General features: G+C 57.0%; 17 protein-coding genes and 1 pseudogene. 9 read left to right on the plus strand and 9 right to left on the minus strand.

Annotated elements, in window-relative coordinates; genetic code table 11:
* Positions 1–295: 295 nt before the first annotated feature.
* Together ACA041_RS21460 and ACA041_RS21465 are read right to left on the minus strand one after the other, a co-directional pair.
* Positions 296–1,711 carry a PAAR domain-containing protein gene (locus ACA041_RS21460; protein ID WP_497437258.1) on the minus strand — a complete coding sequence of 472 codons (1,416 nt, stop codon included), beginning with the start codon at positions 1,709–1,711 and terminating at the stop codon, positions 296–298.
* A gap of 124 nt (positions 1,712–1,835) precedes the next feature.
* Entirely contained in the window at positions 1,836–2,321 is a 486-nt protein-coding gene (locus ACA041_RS21465; protein WP_497437260.1) for a hypothetical protein, read from the minus strand.
* Between the two features lie 696 nt (positions 2,322–3,017).
* Between ACA041_RS21465 and ACA041_RS21470 the strand changes: the two genes are divergently transcribed.
* The 7 genes and pseudogenes from ACA041_RS21470 (at position 3,018) to ACA041_RS21500 (ending at position 8,347) form a co-directional block, all read left to right on the plus strand.
* Positions 3,018–3,362, plus strand: coding sequence for a DUF6124 family protein (locus ACA041_RS21470; RefSeq protein WP_497437263.1), 345 nt, complete (start codon positions 3,018–3,020; stop codon positions 3,360–3,362).
* A gap of 53 nt (positions 3,363–3,415) precedes the next feature.
* Positions 3,416–3,613 (plus strand): hypothetical protein, encoded by a 198-nt coding sequence (locus ACA041_RS21475; protein ID WP_497437268.1) that lies wholly within the window; start codon positions 3,416–3,418, stop codon positions 3,611–3,613.
* 242 nt (positions 3,614–3,855) lie between these two features.
* Positions 3,856–4,425, plus strand: a complete 570-nt coding sequence (locus ACA041_RS21480) for an Xre family toxin-antitoxin system antitoxin (protein WP_497437273.1) — start codon at positions 3,856–3,858, stop codon at positions 4,423–4,425.
* Positions 4,425–4,922: an RES family NAD+ phosphorylase gene (locus tag ACA041_RS21485; protein WP_497437276.1), complete on the plus strand. Its 498-nt coding sequence runs from the start codon at positions 4,425–4,427 to the stop codon at positions 4,920–4,922. Before ACA041_RS21480 ends, ACA041_RS21485 begins: the two co-directional genes overlap by 1 nt.
* A gap of 400 nt (positions 4,923–5,322) precedes the next feature.
* A pseudogene (locus tag ACA041_RS21490) lies at positions 5,323–6,517 on the plus strand (IS1182 family transposase).
* 16 nt (positions 6,518–6,533) lie between these two features.
* Positions 6,534–6,764, plus strand: coding sequence for a hypothetical protein (locus ACA041_RS21495; protein WP_497437280.1), 231 nt, complete (start codon positions 6,534–6,536; stop codon positions 6,762–6,764).
* 257 nt (positions 6,765–7,021) lie between these two features.
* Positions 7,022–8,347 carry an OprD family porin gene (locus ACA041_RS21500; RefSeq protein WP_497437282.1) on the plus strand — a complete coding sequence of 442 codons (1,326 nt, stop codon included), beginning with the start codon at positions 7,022–7,024 and terminating at the stop codon, positions 8,345–8,347.
* 163 nt (positions 8,348–8,510) lie between these two features.
* On the opposite strand, the gene ACA041_RS21505 is transcribed toward ACA041_RS21500, so the two are convergent.
* The 5 genes from ACA041_RS21505 to ACA041_RS21525 all read right to left on the minus strand — a co-directional run bounded on the left by ACA041_RS21505 (position 8,511) and on the right by ACA041_RS21525 (position 14,960).
* On the minus strand, positions 8,511–8,843 hold the full coding sequence (locus ACA041_RS21505) for a DUF2790 domain-containing protein (RefSeq protein WP_497437284.1): 333 nt from the start codon (positions 8,841–8,843) through the stop codon (positions 8,511–8,513).
* A gap of 79 nt (positions 8,844–8,922) precedes the next feature.
* Entirely contained in the window at positions 8,923–9,123 is a 201-nt protein-coding gene (locus ACA041_RS21510) for a co-regulatory protein PtrA N-terminal domain-containing protein (protein WP_497437287.1), read from the minus strand.
* Between the two features lie 113 nt (positions 9,124–9,236).
* Positions 9,237–12,389, minus strand: coding sequence for a CusA/CzcA family heavy metal efflux RND transporter (locus ACA041_RS21515; RefSeq protein WP_497437290.1), 3,153 nt, complete (start codon positions 12,387–12,389; stop codon positions 9,237–9,239).
* A 26-nt stretch (positions 12,390–12,415) separates the two neighbouring features.
* The gene (locus tag ACA041_RS21520; RefSeq protein ID WP_497437295.1) at positions 12,416–13,621 is read right to left on the minus strand and encodes an efflux RND transporter periplasmic adaptor subunit; all 1,206 of its coding nucleotides are present in this window, start codon (positions 13,619–13,621) and stop codon (positions 12,416–12,418) included.
* A gap of 58 nt (positions 13,622–13,679) precedes the next feature.
* The gene (locus ACA041_RS21525; RefSeq protein ID WP_497437298.1) at positions 13,680–14,960 is read right to left on the minus strand and encodes a TolC family protein; all 1,281 of its coding nucleotides are present in this window, start codon (positions 14,958–14,960) and stop codon (positions 13,680–13,682) included.
* A gap of 479 nt (positions 14,961–15,439) precedes the next feature.
* Between ACA041_RS21525 and ACA041_RS21530 the strand changes: the two genes are divergently transcribed.
* The gene (locus ACA041_RS21530) at positions 15,440–16,114 is read left to right on the plus strand and encodes a heavy metal response regulator transcription factor (RefSeq protein ID WP_497437299.1); all 675 of its coding nucleotides are present in this window, start codon (positions 15,440–15,442) and stop codon (positions 16,112–16,114) included.
* Complete coding sequence (locus tag ACA041_RS21535) at positions 16,111–17,517, plus strand: heavy metal sensor histidine kinase (RefSeq protein ID WP_497437302.1); 1,407 nt, start codon at positions 16,111–16,113, stop codon at positions 17,515–17,517. The genes ACA041_RS21530 and ACA041_RS21535 overlap by 4 nt, the downstream gene beginning before the upstream one ends.
* A gap of 222 nt (positions 17,518–17,739) precedes the next feature.
* Here the strand turns inward: ACA041_RS21535 and ACA041_RS21540 are convergent, their stop codons facing one another.
* Complete coding sequence (locus ACA041_RS21540; RefSeq protein WP_497437304.1) at positions 17,740–19,482, minus strand: ABC transporter substrate-binding protein; 1,743 nt, start codon at positions 19,480–19,482, stop codon at positions 17,740–17,742.
* A 48-nt stretch (positions 19,483–19,530) separates the two neighbouring features.
* Positions 19,531–19,803, minus strand: coding sequence for a DUF2160 domain-containing protein (locus ACA041_RS21545; protein ID WP_497442141.1), 273 nt, complete (start codon positions 19,801–19,803; stop codon positions 19,531–19,533).
* Positions 19,804–19,812: the final 9 nt, after the last annotated feature.

Here is a 19,812-nt window from a genome sequence, read left to right on the forward strand (position 1 = left end):
TGAGGAGGGAAATTTTCGATATCGACGGGGTCCACATCGCCGATGCGGATATACGCCCTAGGCCACACCACCATCCCGGCAATCTTATTGATTAGTACGTACCCTCCAAACCAACCCTGATTCCGCAGGCCGGGGCCCCAAATATAAATGTAACGACTGTTCTTTAAGGCTTGCATCATGGCGTCTAGATGACGCCGACTCAGGTATAGACTGAATACAATATGTACATAAATCAGCAGAATTGGGCCTGCTAGAAGCCAGAAAGCTAACCAAGTTGTCCAAAATCCCTCCCCTATCACTGATGTGTTTTCTCATACAAAATTTCACCAGCTCTCTCACCTCCCGTACCAACATAAGTCGTACCCACCCATGCGCCAACACCTATCACAGCCGCTACGCAGATAACTCCTCCAACTCCTGTAGAGACTCCAAGCGCCAAGCAGATCGGACCACTGGCATGTCGAGCTATCTCGCCACCCGCAATGCCACCACCGGTAGACCCAAAAAATTTACCCCCTTCAGTAAACTTTACCTTTTCACAAGCCTCTGCAGAGCCGGTATTACAAACCTCCTGAATACTCAACAGAGAAGACACCCCACCGATGCCAATGCCGATGTAACCACCACTCTGCATGTATTTGGCTGCACGGCTGGTTGCATTCACATGGGTGGCATAACCTGGTATCTGGCCCGGCCCCCCGGCCTTGTCCCAGTGATGCACCAAGCTGCGACTGGAAATACCGAGAGCCGTCTTCAATTTGGGATGATCACCCAAGGTCGTCTGCCCACGCAGGCGAGTGGAATTCAGCAGATGTGCATCCAGCTGGGCGAGCAGACGCTGCCGCTCGGCGAAGAACTGCGGCGATCTGAGGTGGCCGTGTTGGCGATAGGTGTCCTGATGCAGGCGCTCCATGGCTTGAAGGGTATCGCGCAGGCTGGTCAGGTGTTTTTCCATCACCATCGCGCTGACGCCAAGCCAGGTCGAGGTCCGACCGGTAAAACTGGCGATTTCAGCAGCGTGACGGAACATGAAATCGGCTTCCTCCGGTGTCAGTGGATCAAGGTCAGCCTTGACCTGTTGAGCAGTCTGCATCAGCAGCGCTTCCTGATAGGTGCAGGAGGTGTTATCCGGATCGCTCAGCACGATCATCGAACCTGCTTTGATGTCGCCTGACCGGGGGTTGAGCGCCTGAAACTTGCTCATCACGGCCGGGTTGCGCGTGGGGAACAGCGTCGCTTCCAATGCTTCGCGGGTCATGCTTTTGGGCACGACATAGAAGCCAGGTTCCTGAGGCTCTGCGCTGTTGAATACCGCTGGTGCTGGAGGGCTTGAAGGGACGAAACCGGATTGACGCGGCGCTACCGAATGCCGTGCCGCCATAGGAGAGTTCGGTTGAGCGGCGCTATGTGTGGCATTCCGCGCAGGACGTGCTTCATTCTGATAGGTGGCCGTGAATACCGAAGGGATCAGTTGCGCTTTACAGGGACAATTGCTGTAGCTGTCCAGCGTGCCAGCCACGTGCTTGCCATGACTGATCATGTGCGAAATGCCACCGACGATTCGATAAGTCTTCCCGTCCTCTCCACAAGTGACCCGATCGCCTTCGCGAGCATGAGCGAGGCCATACATCATGACTCTGGTATCGCCATCCAGGACTTTGCCACCGCAGGTGGTCTTGTCATCCAAGCCAATAAAATAACCTTCATTCATTGATGTACTTCTCCATTTCATGCGACTGAGTTCAGGATGTTTTCGACCGTAGATTGCGACCGTCAGCGTTGAGAATATTTGTGAGAGCGCGACACATTAAAAGAGCAGCGTCATGCCTCATAAATCAGCCCTCGATAGATGGCAGAAAGTCCTCTGCCATCGGCACCCCGTCACGCGAAATGACCAAGCCACTGCCTTGCGGCGTATTGATGATCTCGTCGCCGTTGCTGAGACGGCTGCCAACCAGCGCTAAATGGCCAAATCCTTCTCCTGAGGCTGTTACGATCTGCGCCGCACTGCCATCGGCATACATGACGTAATCGCCTTTCTGCGCTACGCGCACTTGTTGACCGTTATCCAACCTGAACTCCATCGGCGCTGTCGCTTGTTGGACCACTCCGCCGTTACGGGTTTGACTGCCCTCGGTTGCCCACCGGTAAACAGCGACGGGAGGATGAGCGATAGCGTAATCCTGCTGCTGACGGATGATTGCCTGGGCCTGTTCGCCGAATTGCGCAACTTGCTGTTCCGTGAACGGCGAGTCGTTCAGACTGCGGAGAAATTCAGGAGAAACTTCGTTGGTATACAAGGGGTGCAGAGGGGCATTCATTTGCAAACGTCCTTATCGTCATCGATTTGAATTGCCTTCCCTTCTCATCTCGTCAGAAGCGCTGAACAGAGAGAATATTGGACGACGACGAATAAGACGGTGAAACGCGTGCTGAAAGCAATCCAATGGCACAGCCAAATGAACGAATAGGAATTTTCGTAATAACAGACAACCAATTTCCTACAGCGGAAGTTTCAAAATGTAACTTTCCGTGAAATGTAAGCGCGGTGTCTGTGGTGTTTCTTTCACGAGAGAGCGCAGCCCGATTGATAGACTAAACAACGACACCTTCCCAGACTGTGTGAATACCCTACTGACCTGTGCGGCGTTCAAAGAAATTTAAACACGCCTGTTTAATCGTTTCGAAAATTACTTCGTGAAAAGCCACAACATCTTGCGGCGTTACCTACAGGTAAGACAGAATCCGCCGGCTTGTGCGCCGTGAGCCTTGGTTCTATCGTTTCCGCGCCGCTGAACATTTAGCGGCCGGGCTTGGAAACCCGACGGGTAAACGACACTAAGGCACTCTTCATAACGTACTCTTTCGCACTATGTGCATTTCGTTATGGCGGCTGTGCGTGGGAGACCTTCTGGGTCTGCCGGGCTCGTTTACCCTGGTTTTCCAACCTGCGTACAGCTGCCACCCCTTCGCTTGGAAACGAATGTGGCAGCCTCACCAGTAAACGAGGATTTGCCATGTTCAAAGTCACACCCAACCCGCCGGACACCGATCCGGCATCTCCGTACGAAACCCTCGACGCCGCCGAGCACGCCCTCGACTATCACCCAAAGCCGGACGTCCCCATCATGGACAACCCGCGCACTCCCGGCACCATGTTCATCGTCAACCCGGAACTCGATACCGGAACCCTGCTGGCCCATGCCTGCGAGTCGCTGGCCTCGGCCAATGTCATGACGATGGATTTGGCGGACCACACGGATGGGCCCAGGCGCAATACCCTATTAGGCATCGCGCAAGTCATCATGCTGGGTGAGCTGGCGGTGAACCGGGCGCTGGATCGGCTTGACCCGATTGAATAGTCCCGGCCGCAGTGGCTTCGGCTAACTGTCACAAAATCAACGCGAGAACGAAAATGAAACGTGACAGCTTTTTTGAACCGGCAGAAGGCTTTGATGGGTTGGCTGTTGAGCGTCTGAGTGATGCTGAACCCAGTTACCAACGCATTGGAGCAATGAAAGTAAAACGGGTGATTCCCGCAGACTTCGACGCGCCATTATCCAACGAAATGCTTGATGCTTTTGAAGGCTCTTTGCGATCCCTATACCAGTAATTCAGCGGTGCAAAGGGCTGGAGAGCTTTGTGGTCCGGGATGGCCTCTTCGCTGGCAAGCCAGCTCCCACAGGGATCTGTGGTGTTTGCACCCATGGTGACGAGGCAAAACTGTGTTCAGTATTTGTCGTAGTACTTCATTGGTAAGCATTGGGGTTCTCAATGCTGGTCAATGAAGATCTAGGTGTTTTCTGCCATTTGGCATTATAGTAAATGCCAGATGTCTGTACGCCGGAGGCTACCATGAGTGCCAAGAAGAAAATCGAACCAACCGATGGGGCCCGCGTAAGAGTCGATCGAGTCGGTACAGCTAAATCGCGCAACGCTGAAGCGGCCTTGGCGCGTTTGAAAAACAACCAGCCTGCGGTGGCATTGACTGATACACCTCGCTCCACACACATGGTTGCGATATTGCTCCACGGCGACGTGAGTGATGATCGTATGGAGATTTATCGGGCCGTAAGAAACGGCTTCCCGCTTCAGTCGGTGATTGACATGATTGAACACAGTGACGTTTACAAACGTCATGGCGTGCTGTCGAGGATCGTGGGCGCATCTGATCGCACGCTGGCCCGACGGTTGAAATCCCCGGAAGAAGTCTTGACCTCCGAGCAAAGCACGCGCGCACTCTATTATGCCGAGGTGTTGGAGAAGGCCACCGATGTGTTGGGCTCGCGTGAGCTGGCCGAGCAATGGATGGTCAAACCTGCTCGCGGCCTGGATGGTGAGATGCCCATTGAGTTGATTTCCAACTCGGTGGGTTATGAGCTGGTGACTGACTTTCTGACGCGCATCGAGTACGGGGTCTATTGATGGCTAAAGACCCTTTGAGCAGTGAGATTCACTTCTGGCGCCTTGACGCTGCTGAGTATGCCCCCACCTGGCATTTGGGTGTGGGAGCAGAAAAGGTGGGTGGACGCTGGAACCCTAAAGGCATGGCCACGGTATATGCCAGCCTGGATGCCTCTACGGCGATTCTTGAGGTGGCCGTACACAAGGATTTCGATGCGTTGGACTGCAAGCCCCATCGCCTGACGCAGGCCCGTGTGCTGGACCCGTCGAGGATTTATGTGGTGCAGCCCGACGGCATTGCAAACCCTAATTGGTTGGTACCCGGCACGCCTAGCCGCAGCCAGCAACAGTTCGGTGCTGACCTGCTGAACCAGCATCCCTTTGTATTGGTGCCTTCCAGCGTGTCGCCGCATAGCTGGAATTTGCTGATGAACCCGCAAAAGGCTAATGGCTTATACGAGCTGGTGCTGCAAGAGCCTTTTGGCCTGGATGGTCGGCTTAATAAGCCTCAACCCTGAAGAGCATCCTTTCCTCAAGTACCCTGGCACAGGCACAGGTGACCTGTTGTGCTGATGATTGCGTTCAGGCTGGAGAGCTTTGTTGTCTGGGATGGCCTCTTCGCTGGCAAGCCAGCTCCTACAGGGGATTGTGGCTGGACGAATGCATTGTGGCGCGGCGCAGGGATTATTGCTGGATGAACGAATTGTGGCGCAACGCAAAACCTGTAGGAGCCGGCTTGCTGGCGATAGCGGTGGCACAACCCCCTACAAAAACGGCACCTTTCCAGACTGTGTGAAAACCTAGCAATCTGCCTGGTGATCAAAGAAAATGCTCCGTATCGAAAGATACGGAGCATTTTTCGTTATGGCCTACATCCAAGGAGAGTCCCGCAGCCAGACCAGCCTGTTCCCGGTCTAGCTGGAAGAGTTGATCCCCGAGGATCACCTCGTTCGTGTTATCGACACCTACGTCGCCAAGCTCGATCTTGTGCGTTCGGGTTTCGATAAAGCCTTACCAAAAGGTACCGGGCGCCCCTCTTACGATCCTGCCGACCAGCTCAAGCTGTTTCTCTACGGCTATTTCCAACGGATTCGCTCATCCCGGCGGCTCGAAGCCGAGTGCCAGCAACATCGAAGTGATGTGGTTGATCAACCGGCTCAAACCCGACTTCAAGACCATCGCCGACTTTCGCAAAAACAACAAAGCTGCGTTTATCGCTACCTGTCGTGCCTTCGTCCAGTTTTGCCGCACGGTGGGTCTCATCGCAGGCGAGCTTGTGGCCATCGATGGCAGCAAGTTTCAGGCGGTTGCTTCCTCGCGGCGCCATATGAATTTGAAGCGGCTCAAGCACCAGGAGCAGAAACTGGATAAACGCATTGCCCAATACCTGGCTGAGCTGGATGAGGCAGATAGATCCGAATCCAATGAGGTGGTTGACCGCAGTGCGGTCAAGACGGCTTTGGCGCAACTTGAAGTCAGGCACTCCAATAACCTGACGTGCCAGGCACTGATGAAATCAATGGAGCTTGAACAATTCAATACCCACGAAAGCGATGCCCGAATGATGCGAACGCATAAAGGGCCACGGGTCGCGTACAACGTGCAAACCGCCGTAGACGCTGAGCATTGCCTGATCCTGCATCATGAAATTACTCAGGACAGCGATGATCGCAAGCAACTTGAGCCTACGGTCAAGGCCGCCAAGGAACAACTGTCGCAAGATGAGTTGACGGTCACTGCCGATGCGGGCTACTCGAATGGCAAGCAGTTCCAGGCTTGTGAGGATGAGAACATCACGGTTTATGTACCGCCGAATCGGTCAAGTAACTCCAGCGGCAAGGAACAGGCGTTCTTCGACCGAACCGTGTTTACCTACGATGCAGCGCAGGATCGATATCAATGTCCTGCCGGCAAATGGCTGACACTTAAGCAGACCAGCAAGGGCGATCGCATCTACCAGGCGGCCCTGAGAGCACTCGCTTTTAAGTGGATCAGAATCGTCTATCGGTGCTGGAAAACCAGCACCGTCTATGACGAAAAGGCTTACTTGCAGGCTTTAACGCGGCGCGGATCAACGTTGGTAGAGGCGCCGATGGAGGCACTCACAGGTTGACGGACAGGCTCAGGGCGTGAGGGGGCAAGAAGATCAAAAGCCAAAGCAAAGCAAAGCAAAGCAAAGCAAAGCAAAGCAAAGCAAAGCAAAGCAAAGCAAAGCAAAGCAAAGCAAAGCAAAGCAAAGCAAAGCAAAGCAAAGCAAAGCAAAGCAAAGCAAAGCAAAGCAAAGCAAAGCAAAGCAAAGCAAAGCAAAGCAAAAGCAAGGCGACCTTGCAGCAGACCTGTCTCTCGCAGATGCACACTGATCCCTGTGGGAGCGAGCCTGCTCGCGAAAGCGGACTGTGGGCCGGCCTGGCCTTCGGGCTCGCGCGTACCAGACTTGTTCACACCACGTGACGTACCCACGCACATGACGAAATTGTAATAACCCCATCACCTTGGCGTTATCCGCAGATTGCAACGATGTCACCCGGCGACCACGCGGGTGGGCCCTGCCCTCCCGCCGAACAATAAAACCCACGCCGAAGAACGTTCCAGTTCTGCCGATCCCAAGGAGTGCTTGATGGTTAACAATACAAAAATGTCGATGGCGGCTTTAGCCGTTGTGGTCGGTTCGGGGCCGACCATGGTGTTTGCGGAAGATAAAGCCGAGGGGTTTATCGAGGGCAGTAGCCTGACCGTGCTCAACCGTAACTACTACTTCAATCGCGATCACCGTAACGGCCAGTCCAGTCCGACCGGCAATGGTTATTCCGAGGCCTGGGCGCACGCGATCATCAGCAAGTTTGAATCCGGGTTTACCCAGGGCACCTTCGGGGTGGGTGTCGATGCGTTTGCGATGATCGGGTTAAAGCTTGATACCGGTGATGGCCGCAACGGAGGCCGCAGTTCGTTCGACGTACTGCCGGTCAACAGTGAAGGCCAGGCGCGGGACGAATACACCAAGGTCGGGGGCGCCGCGAAAGTGCGGGCCTTTGATACGGTGGTTAAAGTTGGCGATGTATTTCCCTCCAATCCGGTCGTCGCGGCGGGTGACTCCAGGCTTTTGCCGGAAAGCTTCCGGGGTGTCACGGCCACCAATACCAGTATCGAAGGCCTGTCAGTCCAGGGCGGTCGCCTGCATGCGATGAGCCAACCGGTTTCCAGCGACATGCGCGAAAACTTCGCGACGTTCTACGCGGGCCCGGTCAATTCGCCGTGGATTGGCTACTTCGGTGGCGACTACGCACTCAACAACAACCTCAGCTTCAGCCTGTACTCCAGCCGTCTCAAGGATGCCTGGAATCAATATTACGCAGGCAGCGCGTGGACTTACCCGCTGTCGGATGACCTGTCGCTGTTTGGTGGCCTGAACTATTACAAGGCGGTCGACGAAGGCAAACAGCTGCTCGGCGAGTTCGACAACAACATCTGGAGCGGCCGGGTCGGGGTGAAATTCGGCGCGCACTCCGTTGCTCTTTCGCATCAGCGCAACAACGGCAATGACGACTTTGATTATCTGCGCCAATCCGATTCGATCTTCCTCGACAACTCCATCCAGTACAGCGACTTCAACTCACCCAAGGAACGTTCCTGGATGGTGCGGTATGACCTCGACATGAGCAGCTATGGCGTGCCGGGGTTGTCGTTCATGACCCGTTACGCCCGTGGCACCGATGCCGACTATTCCAACGCCAATGCCGTTTACATGCGCCGCGATGCCGAGGGCAACCCGTTAACAGACCAGAAACGCTGGGAACGCGACATCGAAGTCAAATACGTGGTCCAGACCGGCCCACTGAAAGATCTGTCATTGCGCCTGCGTCAGGCCAATACCCGCGCCACAGCGTTCGAGTCGGACCTGGATGAAGTGCGAGTGATTGTCGAATACCCGTTCGCCATTCTCTAACTGCGCTGTTGATGCAAATTCACCTTTAGAAGCTCCTTGCTCCTTTGGTAAGAGGTGAATCCTTTGGCGTCCTTCGGGGCGCCTTTTTTATGACCCCGCAAAACAACCCAATAAAAAACCCGACTCATTCAACATGAGCCGGGCTACTCGACTATCACATTTCTCAACCACCGCGCTGACGGCAATCCCCCGCCACGCTGTACTTGATCGTATTCAGTTCCCCCTGTGAGTCCTCATAAGTCATGGCGGTAGGTACCACAGCACACGCCACCGCCGGCCGCACAACGCTCACCACCTTGACCACATCAAGTTTCATCCCGTATTCATAGTCTTTAACCTCCGGAGCGCGCTTGCCCCGGTCGGCGGCGTATTGCTCCATGGCTGTGGTGTTGGCGCTCAGCATCTTCTCGAACGTCTTGTCACCGCCCCCTTCAGCAAACACGTTCAGGGACATCGCCATCACCCCGGAGAACGCAATCGACTTAATCAATTTCATAGCCTTTACCTTCAAAACATAACTCATAAAAAAGCCCACCATCGGCACTCGATGACGGGCTTGTTCAAGTGCGGCACGCTTACAAGTCTTGGTTCTTGTCGTCCTTTTTTTCATTCACGACGACGGGATCACGCGCCTGCTCCTTGGCGACAAACAGCTCCATCGAGCGGTGATTGGACGCCATCATTTTTTCGAAGGTTCTGTCGCCGCCGCCTTCAGCCATGGCCAGAGAAGACATCAGCAACGCCGCTGCAAACGTACTCAATTGTGCAAATTTCATATTGATTCCCCGTTTAATTAACTAACGGAATCAGGGTAACAATCCGAACCTATCGTCACGGTGGCGGGGAAATTACATATCCGTTATGTGGAAGCAGTAAACCTGTGGGAGAACTATGTAGCGGGTGTTACGTCCTCCTCACGGCGATGAGCCAACTGATACAGCGCGGGCAATATCAGCAGCGTCAGGATGGTCGAAGAAAGAATTCCACCAATCACCACGGTCGCCAGCGGACGCTGCACCTCCGCCCCTGTACCCGTCGCCAAGGCCATTGGAATGAAGCCCAATGACGCCACCAGTGCGGTCATCAATACCGGCCGCAGGCGTGTGAGTGCACCTTCGTTGATTGCGTCGGTGAGTGAGCGCCCCTCCTCGCGCAGATTGCGAATGAACGCGATCATCACCAAACCGTTGAGCACCGCCACGCCCGACAGCGCAATGAATCCGACGCCCGCCGAAATCGACAGCGGAATGTCACGCAACCACAACGCCATGACGCCGCCGGTCAAGGCGAAAGGAATCCCGGTGAACACCAACAGGCCGTCCTTGAGGTTGTTAAACATCATGAACAGCAGGCCGAACACCAATAACAGGGCCACCGGCACCACAATCTGCAACCGTTTGGCCGCCGACTGCAATTGCTCAAACTGCCCGCCCCAACTGGTCCAATAACCGGCCGGAATCTCGACCTCTCGCTCGATCGCGTCGCCGGCCTCGTTGACAAAGGAACCAATGTCCCGCCCACGCACATTGGCACTGACAATCACCAGACGCTTGCCGTTCTCGCGGCTGACCTGATTTGGCCCCAGTACCAGATCCAGGCTGGCAACTTCCTTGAGGTCGATGAAGCCGATCTGGTCGGCATTGCCATTGAGCAGCGCCGGCACCGGAATCAGCAGTGTCGACAACCCCTCGATGTCCTTGCGCATGGCATCGGACAGACGCACCACCATGTCGAAACGCCGGTCACCTTCATACAGCGTGCCCGCCTGCCGCCCACCGACCGCCACCGCAAGGGTGTCTTGCACGTCGCCGACGTTGAGCCCATAGCGCGCAGCCTTGTCGCGGTCGATGTTGATGGTCAGCACCGGTAGACCTGTGGTTTGCTCGACCTTGACCTCGGACGCGCCATTCACTTTCTGCATGGCAGCGGCGATCTTTGCTGCCGTGGCGTTGAGTACAGCCATGTCATCACCGAACACTTTGACCGCCACGTCACTGCGCACGCCGGAAATCAATTCATTGAAGCGCAACTGAATCGGCTGGGATAGTTCATAGTTGCTGCCAGGCAACGTTGCGGCGGCTTGTTGCAGTTCAGCCATCAGCGTTTCGCGGGATTTTCCCGGGTCCGGCCATTGCTCTTTGGGCTTGAGCATCACGTAGCTGTCGGAAATGTTCGGTGGCATCGGGTCGGAAGCGATCTCGGCGGTCCCGGTGCGGGCAAACACGCGCTCCACCTCCGGCACTTTGTCGAGAATCAGGATTTCCAGACGCTGCTGCATATCGACCGATTGCGTCAGGCTGGTCCCGGGCACTCGCAACGCCTGCAAGGCAAAATCGCCCTCGCTGAGACTCGGCACAAACTCGCTGCCCATGCGGCTGGTTACTACGCCACTGAGCGCAATCACCCCCAGCGCCATGGCCACGGCCAGCGACCGGTGACTCATCACCCAGGCCAGCGCCGGCGCATACACCCGCCGCGCACCGCGCATCACCAGGCCTTCCTGCTCCTGAACCTTGCCGGTGACAAACATGGCAATGGCGGCCGGGACAAATGTCACCGACAACAGCATGGCGCCCAACAGCGCGATCACCACCGTGAAGGCCATCGGGTGAAACATTTTCCCTTCGACACCGCTCAGGGCGAAGATCGGCAGGTACACGACCATGATGATCAACTGGCCGAAAATCAGCGGCCGTCGCGCTTCTTTGGCCGCGGCGAACACTTCGTGAAAGCGTTCAGAGCGGGTCAACAAGCGCCCGTGATGTTGCTGCGCATGGGCCAGACGCCGAAGAGTGTTTTCGACGATCACCACTGCGCCGTCGACAATGATGCCGAAGTCGAGCGCGCCGAGGCTCATCAGGTTGGCGCTGACCTTGTTGCTGAACATGCCGGTAAAGGTGAACAGCATCGACAACGGGATCACCATCGCCGTGATCAGCGCCGCGCGAATATTGCCCAGAAACAGGAACAGAATCGCAATGACCAGAATCGCGCCTTCCACCAGGTTCTTCTTCACCGTGGCGATCGCCTTGTCCACCAGGTGCGTGCGGTCATACACAGGAACCGCGATCACGCCTTTGGGCAGGGAGCGGTTGATTTGCTCGAGTTTGGCAGCCACCGCCCGGGAGACCGTGCGACTGTTTTCGCCAATCAGCATGAACACCGTACCGAGCACCACTTCCCGACCGTTCTCGGTCGCGGCACCGCTGCGCAGTTCGCGGCCGATGTCCACGGTCGCCACGTTCTTGATGCGGATCGGCGTGCCATCGACGTTGGCCATGACGATATTGGCGATGTCCTCGGTGCTTGTCACCTGACCGGGCGCGCGAATCAGCAGTTGTTCACCGCTGCGTTCGATGTAACCGGCACCGACGTTGGCATTATTGCGCTCCAGCGCCGTCACCAGGTCGGTAAGCGTCAGCTTGTAGGCGGCCAGCCGTTTTGGATCGGGCGCAATCTGGTACTCCTTGGCAAAACCGCCAATGGTGTTGATCTCGGCCACCCCTGGCACATTGCGCAACTGCGGCTTGATGATCCAGTCCTGAATCACCCGCAGATCGGTGGGAGTGTAGGCACTGCCGTTGTCCTTCAGCGCGCCCCCCTGTGCTTCGACTGTCCACAGGAAAATCTCGCCCAAGCCCGTGGAGATCGGCCCCATCAGCGCTTCCACGCCTTCGGGCAATTGCTCTTTGGCGATCTGCAATCGTTCGTTGACCAACTGCCGGGCAAAAAACAGATCGGTACCGTCCTTGAAAATCACCGTGACCTGCGACAACCCCGAACGTGACAGCGAACGGGTCTGCTCCAGCGCCGGCAAACCGGCCATCGCGGTTTCAATCGGGAACGTGATGCGCTGCTCGGTTTCCAGCGGTGAGAATCCGGCCGCGCCGGTGTTGATTTGCACCTGGACGTTGGTGATGTCCGGCACGGCGTCGATCGGCAACTTTTGATAGCTGGCGATGCCGAGACCGGCCATTAGCAAAACGGCGAGCAGCACGATGATGCGCTGCTCGATGGCAAACTGGATCAGGCGTTCGAACATGAGAACCTTCTCGTCGAGATTGCGGATCAGTGGGAATGTTCAGCCGAGGCTTTACCCAGTTCCGATTTGAGGATGAAGCTGCCGGCGCCGGCGACTTGCATACCGGATTCCAACCCTTGGGTGATTTCCACGTGACCGGCCGCGCGACTGCCCAACTCCACCGGCTGCGCCTTGAAGCCGTCGGCAGTGCGCACGAATACCGTGGGCTTGTCCTCCACGGTCTGGATCGCGGTTTCGGGCACAGCGACCCGCGCTTGTCGGCTGTCGGTCGCGACCAGTGCGGTCACGAACAACCCGGGACGCCACGCGCCTTGCGGGTTGGCCAGGGTCACCCGAACCGTCGCGGTGCGCGTCTGTTCTCCCAGCAAACTGCCGACGTAGGACACGGTGCCGGCAACTTCAGCGTTCAGTTCCGGGGCACTGACCGTGACCGGTTTGCCCACTTGCACCTTATTTAGATCCTTGGGCGAAACGCCGAAGGTCACCCACACCTGTGACAGGTCCGAGAGCGTGAAGGCATTACTGGTTTCGTCGACCACCTCCCCCGGCGTCAAGTGTTTTTCCACGACGACGCCGTCGAATGGCGCGCGCAACTCATAGCGATTGCCACCGCTGGCGACCACGCTGCCACTGAGTGCGCTGATTTTTTGCCGGGCATTGTTCAGGGCGATTTCGGCTTCTTCCAGCGCTTGCCGGGCCTGGAGGAAATCCTGTTCGGCGGAGATTTTGTCCTGCCACAACTTGCGCTCACGCTCGTAAGTGGTGCGCGCCAGCGCCAAACGCCGTTGCGCAGCAACCTGCTCGCTGCGCTGATCGGAAATTTGCTGACTGGCGATCACCGCCAGCAACTGGCCTTTCTTCACCGACTGTCCCAGGTTGACCGACACCGACTCGACCACGCCTGGCACTCGCGGCACCACGTGTGCCGTGCGGTCTTCGTCAAATCGAACCTCACCCGGGAAGGTCAACTCGAGGCTGATGTTCTGCGCGCGAGCTTCGGCCAGTTGAATGCCCGCCGCCGCGATTTGCTCGGCGCTGAGGGTCAGGTGCCCTTCCTCGCTTTCACCTTCGACATGTTCGCCACCGGCTGAGGTGCCTTTTTCGGCATGATCAGCATGCTCCGTCGCTTCATCGGCGTGGGCGTCAATGGACGAGTTGGCCGTCCACAACGAGCCAATACCGATGCCCAGGGTCAACGTCGCCACAGCGACAACCATCAGTTTTTTATCCATGAAAACTCCTCTGCATCACGCCATCGACTCGGCCGCGCAGTACTCTAAAAGATGAAATTCAGGGGCTGACGCCGAACGCGCCGACATCACCGAAAATGCGCTCGATGCGTACCCGCGCGTCCGTTGCCTCGGCGACAGCCTGGATGTATTGGGTGCGGGCACTGATCAGGGTTCGCTGGGCGTCGAGCACATCCAGAAAACCGAACTTGCCCATTTCGAAACCGCGAGTGGCACTGTCGACCGCACTCTGTGCGGCAGGCAGGATGGTTTGATTGAACGCTTTGACTTCGCCGTTGGCGGTCTGCCACTGCGCTAGCGTGGTCTGGATTTGCGTGCGCAAACGCAGTTCTGTGGCATTTCGCAGATCCCGGGCCTGATCGGTACGCCGGGCAGCCGCCAGCACATTGCCCTGATTGCGATTGAACAGTGGAATCGGCATCGATAGCCCGACGACATTCACCCGCTCGCGTTCCAGTTCGCTGTACTGACTGCCGACACTTACCGTGAGATCAGGAATCCGTTGCGCCTTCTCCAGCCCCAATGATGCTTCGCGCTGATCAATCTGCAATCTGGCCAGACGCAACTCGGCGGTCTCATCCAGACGCTCGAGCAATTGGATCGGAGGCGGCGCGACGGGCATGCCTTGAGCGGCAACCTGCACGCTGACCAACGTCGACAACGGCTCGCCCATGACCTGCGCCAATTGCTGATACGCGTTGGCTTGATCGCGCTCGGCACGACTCACTTCCAAACGCACTTGCGACAATTGCACCTGCGCCCGCGTGCCTTCGACCGGGGACGATTTGCCTGCCTCGATACGCCCTTGCGCCACGCGCACACCGTGCTCGGCCAATTGCATCGACTGACGGGACAACAACAACCGCTGCTGCGCGGTCTGTGAACTGGAATACGCTTGAATCACGTCCGCCCGCAGCGCATTGCGCTTACGCTCCAGCTCGATTCCGGCGGCATCCTGCGCGCGGCTGGCGACATCGATCCGCGCGCCGCGCTTGCCGCCCAGCTCAATCGGCTGGTTGATCATCACCGTGGTGGTTCGCGAATTGCGTCGAGTATCCTCGGCCTCCCAGGACACCTCGGGGTTGGGGATCAAGCTGGCCTGGCGACGGTCGCCTTCTGCAATACCGATGTCCCACTGTGCCGCCGCCAATTCTGGATTGCTGGTGAACGCGGTTTGCAGGGCTTGATCCAGGGTCAGGGTCGATGCCGACGAAACCGCCGCAACACCAGGGCCAGCCAGCAATAAAAAGCAGGTGCAACTCACCACCTGCACAGTGGTTTTCAGGCGTGATCGCGCCGTCAGTTCTCTAAGCCCGGGCAATTGAATACTTCCTTTTTAAATCAAGAATCTTCGATGCCGCCACGGTAGGGTTTTGAACTTATCGACAAGGTGACTAGAACATTACAAATACGTTATCAACGGTACTCGCGAGTTATTTTGCTCTAGCATGCAACGTGCAAAAGCCGATACAGCAATACAAAGAAACAAATGCCACCTATTTATCCGCCGAACAGTACTTGTCCAAACTAATTTCCCATGAGGTAGAAGGATTACCAGTGCCCATTTTTGCAACAAGCTGTCGCAGTACAGCGTTTTTATGGCTCAAGCCCGAGGCCTGCGCTTGACTCTGTAGCTACTACAGACTTTACCCTGCACGCCTTCACCCGAAGAAATCTCTGTAGGAAAGCACAACCAGATCATTTGACTGTTATTAAAATCCGTTCGGAAGGCCCTACAAAAACAACAACTTTCCCGACCACCCTAATTACTTATCCATTAAATAAAAGTGGTGATTGATCATGCGAATCCTTGTCGTTGAGGACGAGCTTAAAACTGCCGAATACTTGCATCAAGGGCTGACAGAAAGTGGCTATATCGTTGATCGTGCAGCCACCGGCGCCGACGGACTTCATCTGGCGCAACAACAGGTCTATGACCTGGTGATACTTGATGTCAATCTGCCGGAACTGGATGGTTGGGGCGTACTGGAACAACTGCGTCGCACACGCGCCACCCGCGTGATGATGCTGACCGCGCGCGGCCGCCTGGCCGACAAGATCCGTGGCCTGGACCTGGGGGCCGATGACTATCTGGTCAAACCGTTCGAGTTTCCGGAATTGCTGGCACGCGTGCGCTCCCTGCTGCGCCGCAGCGAACAGATCCCGGTGCCCCAAGTACTCAAGGTCGCGGATCTAGAACTCGATCCGGGCCGTCATCGCGCGTTTCGCGGCGAGCAGCGCATCGACCTGACGACCAAGGAATTCGCCCTTTTGCATCTGCTGATGCGCCAGTCAGGCGAAGTGCTCACCCGCACTCAGATCATCTCGCTGGTGTGGGACATGAACTTCGACTGCGACACCAACGTGGTGGAAGTGTCGATCCGCCGACTGCGGGCGAAAATCGACGACCCGTTCGACAACAAACTGATCCATACCCTACGCGGTGTCGGCTACGTTCTGGAGGCGCGGGAATGAAGCCGGCGAGCCTGTCGTTGCGGCTTGGTCTGACCGTCAGCATCCTCGGCGCCCTGCTGGTGGTGTTCCTCGCGGTGCTGGCCTACTTTGCCCTGACCCACGAATTGAACGCGCTATCGCGGGACAGCCTGGCCAAGAAGATGGAGCAGGTTGATCACAGCCTGTCGCTGTACACCAATGTCGACGAAATCCGTTCGAAGCCACACATCTTGCTTGATCAAGTCATGGGGCATGACAACCTCACCCTGACCATTTACGACCGGGCTAATCTGCGCACGTCGCTGCTGAAATCCGGCACCGGCATGTCCGACCCGCGTCTTGAACTGAAGGTGGTGCGAGGGACCACGGATCAGTTGGAATTCTCCCGTAACACCGACGAGAAGGGTGGGCAGTTTCTGACCGTCTCCCGGCTGATCCGCATAAAGGACGGCACCAGCGTTCCGGTGCTGCTGTCGATGGACAATGCCAACGATCAGGCGTTGCTCAGCGCCTATCTGCACTCGACGCTCATTGCTCTGCCGCTGTTGCTGATCCTCATCGGCCTCAGTGCCTGGGCCGTTGTGCAGCGGGGGCTGGCGCCGTTGCGGGAGTTTCGCAAAGTGGCGGCGATGGTCTCGGCGCAAGACCTCAGCCATCGGCTCTCGGTAGTCCGGATGCCCCAGGAACTGAGCGAACTGGCGCAGGGCATCAACTTCATGCTGCACCGCCTTGACAGTGGTGTTCAGCAGTTGTCGCAGTTCTCCGACGACCTGGCCCACGAACTTCGCTCGCCGATCAACAACCTGATGGGAAAGGCTCAAGTGACGCTGTCCCGGGAGCGAACGACTGAAGAGTACAAAAACGTGTTGGTTTCCTGCACCGAAGAACTGGAACGTGTCGCACGAATTGTCTCGGACATGCTATTTCTGGCACAGGTCAGCCATCAGGAGGCGCTTGCGCCGTTCGAGTCGATTGCACTGGAAGAAGAAGTGCTGAAAGTCGCCGATCTGTTTTCCCTGTCGGCGCAAGACAAGCAGATCAAACTAGACGTGGTCGGCAGCGCACGTGTGCAGGGCGATCGGTTGATGATTCAACGGGCGATCTCCAACCTGTTGTCCAATGCACTACGCCACTGCCCGACCGGACACACGATTTCTCTGCTCATTGAACAGGGGGCGGCACAGGTTTCATTGCTGGTCAGTAATCCGGGAGCGGGTATCGAAGCACAGCATCTGCCGTATTTGTTCGACCGCTTTTATCGGGTCGACAGCAGCCGCTCGCGCACGCAGGGCAGCACCGGCTTGGGCCTGGCTATCGTGCGATCGATCATGAGCCTGCATCAGGGGGTGGCCGAGGTTAAAAGTATGCCAGGGACGATGACGGTGTTTCGGCTGGAGTTTCCAAAAGCCGACATTGCAATGTAGGGCGGACTTGCCCGCAATGGCGTCGATCGGTAGATCTCAATGTTGGAGTTCTGCCGCATTCGCGAGCAGGCTCGCTCCCACCGGTCTCGCGTCGGTCATCACATTTGTGAACACCACAGACTACTGTGGGGGCGACGATTCGACCTGCTCGCGAAAGCAATGCATCTGGCACAAACAAAAACGGCACCTCTCGGTGCCGTTTGCTTCATACGGTCCAGCTGTTTACTTACGCGCCGCCTCCCACGATTTCAGCAGTTCGGCATAACTCACGGTTTCACCTTTAGGCTTCTCGTTCGCCAGTTTCGGCTTCGGTGCGCCCGGCTGATCGAACCAGTACTGCGCATCCCGCTCAGGATTCATTTTCGGTGCGCAAGTCGCTTGCGCCTTCGAACGCTCCAGTCGGGTCAGGATCGCGTCCTGATCCTTGGCCAGGCCGTCCAGCGCCTGCTGCGGGGTCTTCTCGCCACTGGCGGCTTCGGCGATGTGGCTCCACCACAGTTGCGCCAGGCGCGGATAGTCGGGCACGTTGGTCCCGGTCGGGGTCCATTGCACGCGGGCCGGGCTGCGGTAGAACTCCACCAGACCACCGAGTTTCGGTGCCAGGTCGGTCATGGCCTGGGAGTTGATGTCCGATTCGCGGATCGGGGTCAGGCCGACGATGGTTTTTTTCAGGGAGACGGTTTTCGAGGTCACGAACTGTGCGTAGAGCCAGGCCGCCAGTCGTTGCTTCTCGGGCGTGGACTTGAGGAAGGTCCAGGAACCGGCGTCCTGGTAACCGAGCTTCATGCCCTCCTCCCAATACGGACCTTTCGGCGAGGGTGCCATGCGCCATTTCGGTGTGCCGTCGGAGTTCATCACCGCCAGGCCCGGTTTGGTCATGTCGGCGGTAAACGCGGTGTACCAGAAGATCTGCTGGGCGATGTTGCCCTGGGAAGGTACCGGGCCGGACTCGGAGAAGGTCATGCCCGCCGCTTCCGGTGGTGCATATTTCTTCAGCCAGTCGACGTATTTGGTGGTGGCATAGACCGCCGCCGGGCCGTTGGTGTCGCCGCCGCGGGTTACGCTGGAACCGACCGGATGGCAGTCCTCGACACGGATGCCCCACTCATCCACCGGCAGGCCGTTGGGGATGCCTTTGTCGCCAGCGCCGGCCATGGAGAACCAGGCATCGGTGAAGCGCCAGCCCAGGGACGGGTCTTTCTTGCCGTAGTCCATGTGCCCGTAGATGCGTTTGCCGTCGATTTCCTTGACGTCTTCGCTGAAGAATTTGGCGATGTCTTCATAGGCCGACCAGTTCACCGGCACGCCCAACTCATAACCGTACTTTTCCTTGAACTTGGCCTTGAGGTCCGCCCGCTCGAACCAGTCGGCGCGGAACCAGTACAAGTTGGCGAACTGCTGGTCGGGCAGCTGATAGATCTTGCCGTCCGGCGCGGTGGTGAAGGAAATGCCGATGAAGTCCTTGATGTCCAGGGTCGGCGAAGTGAAGTTCTTGCCTTCATTGGCCATCAGGTCGGTGATGGATTCGGTCTTGCCGTAGCGAAAGTGCGTACCGATCAAGTCCGAGTCGTTGACCCAGCCGTCATAGATGTTCTTGTCCGATTGCATCTGGGTCTGCAGTTTTTCCACAACGTCGCCTTCCTGCAGCAGGTCGTGGGTCAGCTTGATCCCGGTGATTTCGGTAAAGGCCTTGGCCAGCACCTTGGATTCATATTCGTGGGTGGCGATGGTTTCGGAGACCACCTTGATGTTCATCCCCCGAAACGGCTCGGACGCCTTGATGAACCACTTCAGCTCTTCCAGCTGCTGAGCTTCGGTCAGGGTGGACGGTTTGAACTCGCTGCCTATCCATTTCTTGGCGGCGTCTTCATAGGCATCGGCCCAGGCCGCAGCGCTCAAACCGCTGAACGCCAGCATGACTGCCAATGAAACGCTATGTCGCAGCTTATTGTTTTTGTCGAACATAGAGACCTCCTGTTTAGGTTTCGGAGCAAGGTTGCCGATCGATTTCGACTAGCCCCAACGCATCACAGCCAACAGCCACACCAGGGACACCGCGAACGCGACCCAGATGCTCCATTCAGTAGCGCCGATTACCAGCAAATGCAGGTAGGCACTGCCGAGAAGACCGATAAACAACCGATCGCCACGGGTGGTGGCAATCGGCAAGAAGCCCCGCCGAGGGACACTCGGCGAACGTAATTCCCAAGTCGTCATGCCCACCAGGATCAAGGCAATGGCGCAGAAAAACGCCGCGGTGGGGAAGGTCCAACTCATCCATTCCATCATTGGTTC

The sequence above is a fragment of the Pseudomonas sp. LBUM1676 genome, assembly GCF_059695605.1.